Source organism: uncultured Bacteroides sp., from assembly GCF_947632445.1.
Lineage (GTDB): Bacteria > Bacteroidota > Bacteroidia > Bacteroidales > Bacteroidaceae > Bacteroides.
The window spans coordinates 1-13,577 of record NZ_CANRPM010000067.1 but is presented as its reverse complement, the minus strand read 5'-3'; the positions used below and the strand labels follow the sequence as shown (position 1 = coordinate 13,577).

Sequence of the window (13,577 nt, the reverse complement as noted above, 5' to 3'; positions counted from 1 at the left end):
TACAAAAAAGCCAACTAATTCGCAATAATTTGTGTATTAATTAGTTGGCTAATTTTATACTATTTAATGAATGTCCCATATTACCTGTCACCATACTTAGCTGATGATTGGTAGTTTGTGGTGACAGGTTGCAAGTAGTTTTATAAACTTTTCATTATTGAATGACTCACATAATGTTTGCCAAAAGTTTATACGTGTCACCGTAAAAATATACATTATCAATGGATTACGGTGACAGTTTGTTTTGAGAGCTATTTTTTGCTTAACTTCCGGCGCACAGGTTCGTCGTAATATTTCAGACAAAGCCAGGCCAACAGGATGCTGCCGGCATAGACCGTGAGAGCCATCGGCCACACTTCACCGAACGTATAGTGTTGGTGCTTGATCAGCCAGGAATAGAACAGGTACATCACGGGGTAGTGGACGGCATAGAGCGGATAAGAAAGGGTGCCCGCAAACTGACAGATCCGGGTAGAATGCTTGTCCGTAGTCTTCCCGGAAGCAGCCAGCCACACCAGCAACGGGAACACGAGGAAGATGCAGAACAGTTCATACAGACCATTCAGGCAGATGACCTCTTTCCCTTCTATGTAGGGGACACAGAACAGGACGATCAATACGGCTGTACAAATCCAGAAGGCTCCCTTGATTTTGACCGGCTTGAAGTGGCGTGACAGCAGCATGCCCAGCGTGAAGGGGAAGAGCATGCGCAGCAGACCTCCCAAGAAGTTGGCGCCGTCCAGCGTCCAACCTACACCAATCATGCCGTAACCTACCACATCGAACAGCGCGAACCAAGCCAGCCCCAGTCCCGACAAGACGGTCAGCAGGGTCAGTGCCCTGTTGCTCAGGCGGTGGATGAAGAGCGCATAGAGGATGTTGCCGATGTACTCGAAGAAGAGCGACCAGTTCGGCCCGTTCAGCGGGAACATTTCGCCGTTGCCGCGTATGTCGTAACAGGCTCCCGGAGCGGCCGGAATAAAGAACAGGGCGCAGAGCAGGGCAAGCATTACCAGTGAAAGGCTGATGTGGGTGCCATCCCATCGTACAGAACCTTGCAGCAGATAGAACACCACGCCCAGTACGGCGCCCATCACGATCATCGGGTGAAGGCGTATCAGCCTTCGTTTGAAGAAGCCGCCCAGGCTCATGCTTTTGCCCAACCGGTCGTCGTAGGCATAACCGATAACGAAACCGGACAGGATGAAAAAGAAGTCAACGGCCAGATAACCGTGATTGATGACGGTGATAAGGGTTCCTCCGGCGGCGAAGGACAGTCCTTCGAAGATATGGTAGAACACAACCAGCAGGGCGGCCACTCCACGCAGGCCGTCGAGCAATTCGTAATGGGACTTGGTGTCGCTGAAAGCAGCGGAAGGAATGTTTTTCATCGTTATAATAGTTTTATGACAGGCGTATTACCCAAAATAAGCAGTCTATTTTTCATAGCGGCAAAGATAGAAATATTTGTACGAAAAATCAAGTTTTATACCATTATCTGTTCCTATTTATTTCTATAACTGCATCTAAATAGTACCTATCTTTTCTACTTTTGTTAATCGTTTGTAATTCCGAATCACTTGTCTTCATAATATTCTCCCAGGAAATAACGGGCAATGAAGTTCCCGATTGATTTCATCATCAATATAGCCGGTGCAGGAACATCAGTCGAAGATGTTACGTTTTTATTAAATTTTTGATAGACAAGGTAATGAAGAAGAATTATTCGTAAATTTGCAACCTGAAAACAGCAATAGAGGATATAATCAATGAGTAAAAGACTTTTAGTTGTTGACGACGAAGACACTCTTTGCGAGGCTCTCCGATTCAATCTTGAAGCCGAAGGCTATGAGGTTGACACTGCGAACAATGCCGAGGCCGTACTTGCAATGGATGTTTCAAAATATGACCTGCTTCTTCTTGATATAATGATGGGGGAAATCTCAGGAACCCAACTCGTAAAGATTCTCAAATCCAATCCTGTGACTGCATCAATCCCTATTATTTTCTGCACGGCAAAAGATACGGAAGATGATATGATAGACGGCCTTGAACTTGGAGCCGATGATTATATCATGAAACCTTACTCTTTACGCAATGTAATTGCGAGAGTTAAAACAGTGTTGCGGCGAACCTCCGGCTCAGCCGTTCCGATAAAATCGGATACGGAGAAAGTGACTTATGAGGGATTGACCATCATTCCGTCTCGAAAACTATGTGTGGTGGATGGAAATGAAGTCAGACTTCCCAAGAAAGAGTTTGAGATACTGCTTAAACTTTTAAGCAATATCGGTAGGATTTTCACGCGAGAAGAATTGCTTAATGAGATTTGGCCGGATGAAGTTGTCGTGCTTGACAGAGTCGTAGATGTCAATATTGCTCGAATACGCCAAAAAATCGGGAAATACGGTAGTTATATAAAGTCACGGTCAGGATACGGTTATGGCTTCATGGGGTAAAATCACATATTCCAGACGGTTATTCCTTTGGTTAGTCGGATATTCTATATTGTTGGTAGTCTGCGTCCTCCTTTTCCAGTATAAGCGGGAAAAAGATTTCAAGGCCGGGGAACTAAACGCTCAGTTGCAGGTTTTGAATGAACGTATCATACACCAACTTGAGACTGGAAACATCGACATAAACACTGTAGATGTCGATGACTTTAAGGATTTGCGTGTCAGCATAGTCGACTCTTCAGGTCAGGTTATTTATGACAATTCACTGGATGCGCTGCCTAACACAAATCATCTCCGACGGGAGGAAATTTCAGAGGCGATTCGTTTCGGAACCGGTTATACCATACGCCGACATAGCGAAAGCACTGGAGAGACCTATTTCTATTCTGCACGAAAGGGAGCTAACGGAATTATTGTACGCACTGCCGTGCCTTATTCCGTGTCACTGGACGGACTTCTGCAAGCGGACAAGGGTTTCCTATGGTTCCTTGCAGGACTTACGATTATCATGTGTACGTTAGGATATTTTGCGACCCGCCGAGTCGGTCTGCATGTCCGGCGGCTTAAACTCTTTGCCGAAAGTGCGGAGAAAGGGAACAAGATATATGACGATGAACCTTTCCCCCATGATGAATTGGGAGACATATCAAACCACATTGTCCGATTATATGTCTCCCTTCAACAGGCTATTTCGGAACGAGACAGGGAACATAGTGCCGCGCTCCATGAACAACAGGAGAAAGAACGTATCAAAAAGCAGCTCACCGATAATATCAATCATGAACTCAAAACACCGGTGGCTTCAATTCAGGTGTGTATAGAAACATTATTGAACCATCCTGATATGGGTAAGGAGAAGCGTATTGAGTTTTTAACGCGCTGTCTCGCAAACAATCAGCGACTGCAACAACTGCTGTCAGATGTATCCTTGATAACACGTATGGAGGACGGGGCAAAATCCATTGTCAGAGAGCAAATCGACCTGAAGGAAATTATCCGTAACGTTGTGGAAGAAAGATCGGAAATCGCAGAAAAGCATGGCTTTACAATTCAGAATGATGTTGTGAAACCAATAGAGATGAAAGGCAGCCGCTCGCTATGGGAATCCGTTTTCTTTAATCTGATTGATAATGCCATTTCTTACAGTGGTGGTAATAAGATAACCGTTACTCAGATGCCGAGCAGCCTTAATAAAATCATTCTTACGTTATGTGACAACGGTTGTGGAGTGGCAGAGGAACATCTGCCCCGGCTGTTCGAGCGGTTTTATCGAGTGGATAAAGGACGATCACGCGCAGCGGGAGGAACCGGTCTCGGACTTTCCATCGTTAAAAACGCCGTACAATTACATCGTGGTTCAATTACCGTGTCTAATAATCCCAATGGCGGCCTTTGCTTTAAGATTATATTAAATAGAGATTGATGAAAGAGAAACTGTTGCCGGAGCCATCCTGATGATACTGAAATAGACTTCATAAAAACTCAATCTTTTAGACATCTTTTTGAAATGTTTTTGGAGTCCCTTTGCATCGAAAAATAATGCAAAACTAAACAACAAAAACATGGACATCCTTTTTTTATGTGTCATCATTTTCCTTTTCCTTTTGGCTGTATTCGATTTGTCAGTAGGAGTAAGCAATGATGCAGTGAACTTCCTGAATTCTGCTTTAGGAACGAAAGCGGCTTCTTTCAAACGAATCCTGATTGTTGCATCAATAGGTGTTTTCATCGGGGCGGCAATGAGTAACGGCATGATGGATATTGCCCGCCATGGCATTTTCCGACCGGAACATTTCTCGTTCTATGACCTTATCTGTATCTTCATGGCGGTTATGGTCACCGACATTATCCTTCTTGACATCTTCAACTCATTGGGTATGCCGACATCGACCACCGTCTCAATGGTTTTCGAGTTGCTTGGTGCTACATTCGTAGTCGCTCTTATCAAAATGGCAGGTGGAGTTGACCTCGGTTTTGCCGAACTGCTCAATACAGAGAAAGCATTATCGGTAATCTTAGGAATATTCCTTTCAGTGGCTATTGCCTTCTTTTTCGGAACAGTAGTGCAATTCCTGTCCCGAATGGTTTTCACATTCGAGTATAAAAGCCGTTTGAAGTGGAAAATAGGAATTTTTGGAGGTATATGCGCTACGGCGATAATATATTTCCTTTTGCTCAAAGGCGCGAAAGATCTTACTTTTATGACCCCGGAGGTTAAGGCATGGATTAAAGAGAATACACTGACCATTCTTGGCGGATGCCTGGTATTCTTCACAATCCTCATGCAGTTGCTTCACTGGTTGAAGGTCAATGTGCTGAAAGTAATCGTCCTTATGGGTACTTTTGCCCTCGCCATGGCTTTTGCCGGGAACGACCTTGTAAACTTCATCGGTGTTCCTCTCACCGGACTTGCCTCCTATCAGGATTATATAGCCAATGGAGGAGGCGATGCTCACGGTTTCTTAATGGGGTCTCTCAACAGTCCGGCGAGCACCCCTCTCTATTTTCTAATCGGAGCCGGAGTAATAATGGTCACGGCACTTGCTACATCGAAGAAGGCCCGTAATGTATCTAAGACAGAAATCGGTCTTGGCTCACAGAACGGCGGTGATGAGATGTTCGGTTCGTCAAGAATTGCCCGTAGGCTTGTGCGCTGGATTCTTTCCATATTGGCACGGGTAAGACGGGTGACTCCACTTCGTGTACGGCGTTGGTTCAATCGTCGTTTCAATGTCGATGAAACGATAATGGAACAAGGAGCTGCATTCGATCTCATTCGAGGCTCTATAAATCTTGTCCTTGCCGGAACACTCATCGCACTCGGTACATCGTTGAAGCTGCCCCTTTCCACCACATTCGTAACATTCATGGTGGCTATGGGTACATCGCTTGCCGACAAGGCATGGGGCCGGGAGAGCGCAGTCTTCAGGGTCACCGGTGTCATCTCTGTTATCGGAGGCTGGTTTATTACTGCCGGTGCCGCGTTCATCGGCGCAGGAATAATTGTCCTCGCAATGTACTATGGCGGTCACTGGGTTATGGTAGCACTGGCAGCCCTTACTCTTTGGCTCATCATACGGAGCAACCAGCGTTTTAAGGAAAAGCAGGAAGAGGAAAATGGAGATACCTTGTTTCAGACAATCCTCACTACTGATGACAAGCAGGAGACTTGGAATCTCACATTACTGTATATTGTTGAGCAGCAGAGAAAGTTTATTGAATATGCTCAGAAACTTTACAACGGTGTGACCGAAGCTTTCATAAAAGAAAATGCCGGCGGATTGTCAAAAGCCGATAAAAGTCTGGAAATGGAAAAGCGGATACTGAAAAATGCCAGACGAAAAGAAACCCTTTGTATCCGTCGGGTCAGTCACGAAACCGCGATAGAGAAAAACGCATGGTTTCATTTGAGCAACAACTGTTGTATGAGCATTCTCTATAATCTCCGACGCATAAATGAAGTATGCAGGGAGCATGTGGAAAATAATTTCCTTCCTCTGCCACTCCGATATGTGACGGAACTGGAGATGATTCGTACACAGGTTGATACTCTTCTCAACGACACCATCACCCTTATGGATACCGGAAGTATGGAAGCAATCCCAACACTCCGTCGTCGCGGAGATGAAATTAAGGAGATGGTTTCAGGCACCTATCATCGTCTGTTCGATCAGCTCCATGACGGTGATCCTACTGCAATGACCGTGCTATACGTCTATATCAATATTCTTCAGGAAACACGGGAGCTGACATCCTCATTACGAAAATATCTTCGGGCATTTGCCAAGCTCCATGATTCCGAATTTCGTTCACGAATAACTCCTGTTATCAGTCCGGCATAATTATCTAAGGTAAAAAGATTGTATTATTCCTTCAAGGCTCAATGTCGCTCGATATAATTTAAAAGACGTTATATGAAGAAAAGTATATTTATCTTCTTTCTTTTGTTTGCATTCACCTCTCTTATGAGTGCTCAAATCAATATCAATAAAGAATATCTGCCGGAAATACATGGTACTATACGTGCCAAGTATGAGTATGAACCGCTTATTGAGAAAGGACGCTTCGAGATACGGAATGCCCGACTGAGTGTCGAAGGGAAGGTAATACCCGCAGTTCGGTATAGGGCTGAAATTGACCTTTCGGACGAGGGTGAAATCAAGATGCTGGATGCCTATGTGCGTATTCAACCCAAAGATTGGAAATTCACGGCAGGGCAGATGCGGGTACCATTTACAATAGACGCCCATCGCTCTCCTCATCTCCAATTCTTTGCCAACCGTTCTTTCATCGCCAAACAGGTAGGAAATGTAAGAGATGTGGGAGTTTCGGTGTCATGGACATCCCGATGGCCAACACCGGTAACTCTTGAAGGTGGTATCTTCAACGGCTCAGGCTTGACGAACCAGAAAGATTTTTGGACAAATAACTATAATTTCTCATTCAAAGCCCAGACACTCATTGCCAATCATTTTAACGTAACACTCAGTTGTCAGAAAGCCAATGCGGAAGATGTAAATGTAATGATGTGGGATGCGGGAACATACTGGCAGACATCACGCTGGCATATCGAGGGCGAATATATGCGTAAAAACTATGCTCACAATTCATTTACTCCCGTAAACGCAGCAGATGCCTTTGTCGCCTATCGCCTCCCGATGAGAAAAGGACTTACTTCTATATCTTTCCTCGGAAGATACGACTATATGAGCAATCATAGCATAGGCAATAAAGATGCGGAAGGCAAATTGAAAATTGATGATCCTGAACGTCACAGACTTACAGGAGGAATAACATTAAGCCTCGGAACAGCCAAGCTGCAATCCGATATAAGGTTGAATTACGAACAATACTTTTATAAAAAGGATGTCGTACCGTCCATTTCCGAACAGAATAAAATTGTGTTAGAACTCGTCGCACATTTCTGATATTTGCATTATTATTTCAGCAAATAAGAGCGTTTTTATAAAGGGAATAGCGTCTCAAAGCCTTTTCAAAGCCAGTTTGATGACCTGTTCCACCGGAGCGTCGGGGGTTTCTTTCAGGATGGCCAGCACTACTTTCTGTGAGGCGGCCTGGGCGAAGCCCAGCATGGTGAGGGCGGCTACAGCTTCGTCCATCACTTCGTTGTTGGCGGTAGCAGAGAGTGGAAGGCCCGATTCGCCCCCCATTGCCGCAGCTACAGAGCCGGTCTTCATCTTGTCCTTCAGATCCACGATGATGCGTTGGGCGGTTTTCAGGCCGATGCCTTTCACCGTCTTTAGCAGATTGGCGTTTTCTGTACTGATGATGTTGATGAGTTCGGCAGGCGAAAGGGCCGAAAGTATCATGCGGGCGGTGTTCCCGCCGATGCCCGACACGGAGATGAGCAGCAGGAACAGTTCGCGCTCCTGCTTGTCGGCAAAGCCGTAGAGCTGGTAGGCGTCTTCGCGGATGACTTCGTAGATGTAGAGCTTGCAGGACTTCTTGCTCTGGATGGCCGAATAAGTGTTGAGTGAGATACTGGCCAGGTAGCCTACACCATTGCAATCAATGACGGCGGCTGCCGGACTGAGTTCGGCCAGTTCGCCTCGAAGGTATTCTATCATATCAAAAAAGTTTCGTTATAGCCGTTTCGGAACAGCGTTTTGCAGTCTCCGAACCGATGCTTTGCTTGTCTTGTTATATGTTCCGGTGCAAATGTACAAAATATCCCTTTGCCATAAAATAGTCTTAATAAAGAAAAAAGGGAATGGAAGAATGAACTGCTATGTGTGCGAGTTTAAAGAATAATGACTACTTTTGTACCCACGAAACAGAAAACTGATAATTAAATTCGCTGAAAGTATGAAAAAAGTAAGAGCTGCCATCGTTGGTTATGGCAATATCGGGCACTATGTGCTCCAGGCATTGCAGGCTGCGCCTGATTTTGAGATTGCCGGTGTAGTACGCCGTGCAGGTGCCGGGAACCGTCCGGCTGAACTGAACGATTATCCTGTGGTAAAAGATATAAAGGAGTTGGAAAGCGTAGACGTAGCCATCCTCTGTACCCCCACCCGCAGCGTGGAGAAGTATGCGAAGGGAATCCTGGCATTGGGTATTCATACGGTCGACAGCTTCGATATCCATACGGGCATTGCCGACCTGCGCCGCACACTCGATGCGGAGGCCAAGGCTCACAACACCGTTTCTATCATTTCGGCCGGATGGGATCCGGGAAGCGATTCTGTCGTTCGTACACTGCTGGAGGCTATTGCACCGAAAGGCATCACGTACACCAACTTCGGACCGGGTATGAGTATGGGACACACGGTAGCCGTGAAGGCCATTGCAGGTGTGAAGGCTGCCTTGTCCATGACTATTCCTACCGGCACAGGCATTCATCGCCGTATGGTGTACATTGAATTGAACGAAGGCTATGACTTCGACAAGGTAGCTGCTGCCATCAAGGCTGATCCTTATTTTGTGAACGACGAGACACATGTGAAGCTCGTGCCCAGCGTAGATGCGCTGCTCGATATGGGTCATGGCGTGAACCTTACCCGCAAGGGCGTTTCGGGCAAGACGCAGAACCAGCTGTTCGAATTCAACATGCGCATCAACAATCCGGCTTTGACAGCTCAGGTATTGGTATGCGTGGCACGTGCGTCCATGCGTCAGCAGCCGGGCTGTTACACGATGGTCGAGATTCCGGTTATCGACCTGCTGCCGGGCGAGCGTGAGGAATGGATTTCACATCTGGTATAATCCGAACCGATATATAGTAAACGACGAGGGCGCATCCGATTGGATGCGCCCTCGTTTTTATTTGGGCCTTATTCTGCCGGCTTCAGCAATAGCGTGTGGTTGTTGGTGTCACGCCATTCGGCCATCAGGGCATAGAAGTCGCGGTAGACTTCAGGCGTGAACAGTTGTTGCGTGATGCTGAGGCTGCGGGTGACGGTCACTCCGTCTGCGTCGGAACGGTATGTGAACGACACCTTGCCGCACGGACGGGTCAGTTCCTTGTCGGCCTTCGGACTCCAGACAGTGCCTTCGGGCAGCTTGACCAGCGTTTCGCAGATCACGTTCACGGTCTGTGGAAGCAGGATGTTCTCTCGGATAGTGGTATTGGCAGCGTAGGTGTAGAGCGGAAGGACAGCCGATACGGGCTTTAAGTTGACAACCTGCCATCCATTGGGCAGAGCCTGCGAGTTGTCGGCCTTCACTTCCAGTATGTCCTGTTGAGTGTCTTGGATATTGCGGAAGGGCAGTTTCAAGGGTTGTGCCTGGAGGTCGGTCACTGTCATGTAGCTTTGCAGCCGGGCTTCATCCGTACCCTGTAGTACTGCGTCTTTCGGAGTGGCATCCGATTTCGCCACAACCGACACGATGCTTCCCATTCCCTGGTTATCTGTCTCCGACGGGCGGAGGGCACAGACAGCCACTTCGGCTTTCAGACCGGCAGCCTGTTGCAAGGCGACATCCAAGTTGACCAGTTCGGCCTGTGTGCCGTAAGCGCTACGGATAACTTCCGAAGCCGGACGCAGGCGGTATCCCGCTTCCTGCAGTGACACCGTACACAGGTTGGAACGGTAGAGCCCATTCATGTAGTCGGCAATGACGCTGCGCAGGTCGGTACTGTCTTTCTGGGCGGCTTGCTTCAGTTCGGTCAGTTTGGCTTCGATGACGGTGCGGTCACCGGGAGTGAATTGTCGGGCAAGTGACTTCAGTGCTTTGGCATAGCCGGGCCAGGTGGAGGCCACAATGACGGGCATCATGCCGGAAGCCGCCTGTTGTACGATGCCCAGACTGCTGCGTAGGGAGGGATAGGAATAGGGGCGCGGCTCCACGTCCTTCAGTTTCCAGGTAACAGATTTCATGCCGTCCTTCTGCGCTTCCGACGGACGGGCAGAGGCATTCAGCAGTTCGTAGTGCAGTGGCTTGTCTTCGGGTACTTCGATGCGAAAGGTGAACTCGTCGATAGGCGACAGCTCCTTTACCGGGCAACAGATGTCCAATTCGGGCAGGTAGCCGGCACGGCTCTTGATGGAGTAGTCCAGACAGATGGTGGCGCCCAACTCCAAACCGGTATGTACCACGACCATTTCCTTCAGACGGTTGTAGGCCGGAGCATTGGCGGCTGCGGAGGGCAATACCTCGACAAAGGCATTGGCAGGGGTACGGATGAGGGTACCGTCCTTCTGCCGCGTGTACGAGTCGTGTATCTCAAGCTGCTGGTATTGCGGATCGTAGACGATGAACGTTTCGCCGTAGAGGCTGTTCATGGCGGCGTGGGTGTAGAGGGTCAGTTCTTTCTGCACACGGAGTTCCTGACTGCCGTCGGTATGCAGGGTGTAGGTCTTCGACAGCTTGCCGAATCGGGCCTCCGGGGCAGCCTGTGTGGTAAGGGTCACGAACAAGAGCAGGGCAAGTGCACCTGTATATAGATGGATTGTTTTCATTCTTCTTCAGTTCTGTTTAGGGTTGGACAAATCAGTTCATTTTCTTACGACGAGGTATTGGCCGTAACTCTTGGCCGTATTGACGGCCCGACGGAAGCTGTCCCAGTCGGAAGCCTCATAAACGCGCTTCTTCAGGACGAGACGGGTCTTCACCGTCAGCTGGTTGTTTTCCTGGGCAATGGAGCCGTCGAAGTCGGCGGCCTGTCCGCTGAGGCTGTCATGTCGCGGTTGGCCTGCCAGCCGGTAGCCTGAGGGCAGACGGAGCGTTTCGTTCAGTTCCACCAAGCGTGAACAACCGTCCTTAAAGCCATAGCGGCGTGTTTCCAGTCCGGTGTCGATGTGCAGGTAAGACAATACCTGTGTATAGAGATTGTTCAATACGAAAGGCTTGAAGACCATTTCGTTGCCGTCGCCTGTCAGGGCATAATCGGGTATCTCGTAGCGGAAAGTGATGCGGATGGGTGCCTTCTGATAGTTCTTTGGGGCGCGTCCGTAGTCTACACGGAGGAGGCGTGCTTTGGGCGAGACGTTCAGGAGCTGGCGCTCCATCGTGTTCTGCCATTCGGTCTGAAAGCCGGTGGTGAAGATGCGGCGGATGTTGCTGTCGCTTTGTCCTTCGGCTTCGATGGTGAAGCTGCCTTTCAGGATGCCGTCGGCATCGAGGCGGTTGTCAGCGTGGATGCGGACGTAGTGGTTTTCGGGAGCGGAGACAGGCGTCAGGCAAAGGTCGGTACCTTCGGGTGTGCCCGGCAGATAGTTCTGCTGCTGTTCGGCACTGCTCCACAGTTCACGGCAAAAAGGTACCCACGTGGGGTCAAGAGGCATCAGGGTGCCGTTCTTCAGGCGTACCACAACCACACAGTGGTTGAAGTGGTCGGCAGGGATGGTCTCCACGCGACTGCCCGCCATCGTCATGGCCGGATAAGCTTCGAAACCCGCCATACGCAGGAAAGAGATGAGTGTGCCGGCGATGTCTTTGCATACGCCGCAGCGGTCGGTATAGTCCATCTTCAGGTTGTGCAAGGTGAATCCTTCGCCCTTGCCCATGGTGATACCGGCGTAGCGGATGTTGTCGGCCACCCAATGGGTCAGCACGGCTATCTTCTCCATGTCGGTCTTCTTGCCGCGCGTCAGTTCGTCCACCTTGCGCTGTGCTTCGGGGATGGCGGTGAAGCTGCCGTAGTCTTCGTTGACGCCATGAAACCAGCGCGACTTCTCACGCCAGTCGGCGGTAGTGGACATCATCAGCTTGGGGGCGGCGTCGTAGAAGTCCACCATGTTCGGTTCGCGACGGAAAGGCATCAGGCCGTCCGAGGCGAAGGTGTAGACCTTGCGTCCGTCCTCGTAGTGCAGGGACGACGTACAGCTGCCCTGATAGAACTGGAACTGCATGTCCTTGTCGGCAGGCAGGCTGACGCGGTAGACCTTGCGTACCGTCGGGTCGCTGCTCCAGAAGGGCACGATGTCGTAGAACTGCCCGCGCATAGGCGGGATGAAACGCGAATCGTCGCCGTCCGGCTGCGTCGGTGCGTCGGCCAGCAGGGCGTAGGTGAAGCCCTTCTTGTCTATCTCGTAGTCGATGACGTCGCCGGGCTTCAGCTGTCCCAGCTCGATCATAATCTGACGGGCGCCCCAGTAGATGGCACGGGCGGGAGCGGCATAGTCCAAAGTTTGCGTCACGTCCACTTCGGTCTTCGTGCCGTCGGCGTGGTAGACGGTCACGCGGCGAAAGCGGGCGTCGGCTGTCAGCGGGTCGTAGTCGTACTTCAGTACATGTTGGCGCAGAGCACCGGCAGGTGTCTGCACCTTGACGGCGCGACAGACGGCGAACGAACCTTGTCCGCTGGACTGCACGGTGACGCCGGTGCTGTCCAGCAGGTTGATACAATCGTGTCGGGCGTAAGCCTCGTTTCGGAGAGCTGTCCGTTCATAGGTCTTCCACGACTGGGCTTGCAGGGCCGTCGCTCCGCATAGCAGGGCGGCGGCTAAGGTAGCAGTTGTTTTTCTCATACTACATTGATTTTTAAGCGGCTCATTAAATCATTCGTTTCAAGGGTCGCCGTGACTTCCGGTGGAAAGTCAATCTAACTGTTGGCGAAGGTCACGAATACCCTCTTTTATCGGAGGCAAATATAAGACAAATATCCGAAGAAACAGGCGATACCGTTCCTCATTTAGGAAAGTGTCCGTTTAATTCTTTCCAATTACGAGGCAAGGATGCACTTTATGAAGGGTTAAGGATGCACTTTGTCAGGGTGTAAGGACGCACTTCGTCAGGGTGCAAGGAAGCACTTCGTTAAGAGGTAAGGAAGCACTTCCTTAAGGAGTAAGAAACAGGCGATACCGCGCCTCATTTAGAAAGGTATTCGGAGAGGCGGGCAGGCGTGGTGTCTTTAAGGATGACGCGCCGCGAGGCATCCAGGAGATAGAGTGCCGGAAGGTTGCGCAGCACGTAGAGGTCGCGCGTGTAGATTGTGCCGAGGTCGAAGCCCACCGTCCAGGCGGCAGGCAGGCGGTCGAGGGTACGGAGCCATGCTGCCCGGTCACTGCCGTCGAAGCCTGCATAGACTGCCACGACGACGAGGTCGCCCTGTGCAACGGCACCGTTCAGCAGCGGCGAACCGGACAGTTCGGCGATGGTCTGCATGCAGTGGTCGCAGTCGGGGTCGTAGAAGAGCAGCAGCATCGGCCGGCCCTG

General features: G+C 49.7%; 9 protein-coding genes and 1 pseudogene. 5 read left to right on the top strand and 5 right to left on the bottom strand.

Annotated features, from left to right (window positions below):
- Nucleotides 1–251 precede the first annotated feature (251 nt).
- Nucleotides 252–1,391, bottom strand: coding sequence for an acyltransferase (locus Q0Z70_RS11235; RefSeq protein ID WP_298074570.1), 1,140 nt, complete (start codon nt 1,389–1,391; stop codon nt 252–254).
- Nucleotides 1,392–1,769: 378 nt separating this feature from the next.
- On the opposite strand from Q0Z70_RS11235, the gene Q0Z70_RS11230 reads away from it, so the two are divergent.
- From Q0Z70_RS11230 to Q0Z70_RS11215, 4 genes are all read left to right on the top strand, one after another.
- On the top strand, nt 1,770–2,459 hold the full coding sequence (locus Q0Z70_RS11230) for a response regulator transcription factor (RefSeq protein ID WP_298074568.1): 690 nt from the start codon (nt 1,770–1,772) through the stop codon (nt 2,457–2,459).
- Nucleotides 2,443–3,879 (top strand): ATP-binding protein, encoded by a 1,437-nt coding sequence (locus Q0Z70_RS11225; protein ID WP_298074566.1) that lies wholly within the window; start codon nt 2,443–2,445, stop codon nt 3,877–3,879. The genes Q0Z70_RS11230 and Q0Z70_RS11225 overlap by 17 nt, the downstream gene beginning before the upstream one ends.
- 139 nt (nt 3,880–4,018) lie before the next feature.
- Nucleotides 4,019–6,298 carry an inorganic phosphate transporter gene (locus Q0Z70_RS11220; protein ID WP_298074565.1) on the top strand — a complete coding sequence of 760 codons (2,280 nt, stop codon included), beginning with the start codon at nt 4,019–4,021 and terminating at the stop codon, nt 6,296–6,298.
- Between the two features lie 72 nt (nt 6,299–6,370).
- Nucleotides 6,371–7,384 (top strand): porin, encoded by a 1,014-nt coding sequence (locus tag Q0Z70_RS11215; protein WP_298074563.1) that lies wholly within the window; start codon nt 6,371–6,373, stop codon nt 7,382–7,384.
- Between the two features lie 54 nt (nt 7,385–7,438).
- Here Q0Z70_RS11215 and ruvA read toward each other — a convergent pair whose 3' ends face one another.
- The gene (gene ruvA / locus Q0Z70_RS11210) at nt 7,439–8,044 is read right to left on the bottom strand and encodes a Holliday junction branch migration protein RuvA (protein WP_298074561.1); all 606 of its coding nucleotides are present in this window, start codon (nt 8,042–8,044) and stop codon (nt 7,439–7,441) included.
- A gap of 238 nt (nt 8,045–8,282) precedes the next feature.
- Between ruvA and Q0Z70_RS11205 the strand changes: the two genes are divergently transcribed.
- The gene (locus tag Q0Z70_RS11205; protein ID WP_298074559.1) at nt 8,283–9,182 is read left to right on the top strand and encodes a diaminopimelate dehydrogenase; all 900 of its coding nucleotides are present in this window, start codon (nt 8,283–8,285) and stop codon (nt 9,180–9,182) included.
- A 68-nt stretch (nt 9,183–9,250) separates the two neighbouring features.
- On the opposite strand, the gene Q0Z70_RS11200 is transcribed toward Q0Z70_RS11205, so the two are convergent.
- The 3 genes and pseudogenes from Q0Z70_RS11200 to Q0Z70_RS11190 all read right to left on the bottom strand — a co-directional run.
- On the bottom strand, nt 9,251–10,879 hold the full coding sequence (locus Q0Z70_RS11200) for a DUF3857 domain-containing protein (protein ID WP_298074557.1): 1,629 nt from the start codon (nt 10,877–10,879) through the stop codon (nt 9,251–9,253).
- Between the two features lie 36 nt (nt 10,880–10,915).
- Nucleotides 10,916–12,889, bottom strand: coding sequence for a DUF3857 domain-containing protein (locus Q0Z70_RS11195; protein WP_298074555.1), 1,974 nt, complete (start codon nt 12,887–12,889; stop codon nt 10,916–10,918).
- A gap of 340 nt (nt 12,890–13,229) precedes the next feature.
- A pseudogene (locus tag Q0Z70_RS11190) lies at nt 13,230–13,577 on the bottom strand (DUF5106 domain-containing protein); the annotation flags it as partial.

Bases quoted from the DNA above. Each gene is read 5' to 3' on its own strand.
- Q0Z70_RS11235 (WP_298074570.1), bottom strand. From the start codon at position 1,391: ATGAAAAACATTCCTTCCGCTGCTTTCAGCGACACCAAGTCCCATTAC.
- Q0Z70_RS11230 (WP_298074568.1), top strand. From the start codon at position 1,770: ATGAGTAAAAGACTTTTAGTTGTTGACGACGAAGACACTCTTTGCGAG.
- Q0Z70_RS11225 (WP_298074566.1), top strand. From the start codon at position 2,443: ATGGCTTCATGGGGTAAAATCACATATTCCAGACGGTTATTCCTTTGG.
- Q0Z70_RS11220 (WP_298074565.1), top strand. From the start codon at position 4,019: ATGGACATCCTTTTTTTATGTGTCATCATTTTCCTTTTCCTTTTGGCT.
- Q0Z70_RS11215 (WP_298074563.1), top strand. From the start codon at position 6,371: ATGAAGAAAAGTATATTTATCTTCTTTCTTTTGTTTGCATTCACCTCT.
- ruvA (WP_298074561.1), bottom strand. From the start codon at position 8,044: ATGATAGAATACCTTCGAGGCGAACTGGCCGAACTCAGTCCGGCAGCC.
- Q0Z70_RS11205 (WP_298074559.1), top strand. From the start codon at position 8,283: ATGAAAAAAGTAAGAGCTGCCATCGTTGGTTATGGCAATATCGGGCAC.
- Q0Z70_RS11200 (WP_298074557.1), bottom strand. From the start codon at position 10,879: ATGAAAACAATCCATCTATATACAGGTGCACTTGCCCTGCTCTTGTTC.
- Q0Z70_RS11195 (WP_298074555.1), bottom strand. From the start codon at position 12,889: ATGAGAAAAACAACTGCTACCTTAGCCGCCGCCCTGCTATGCGGAGCG.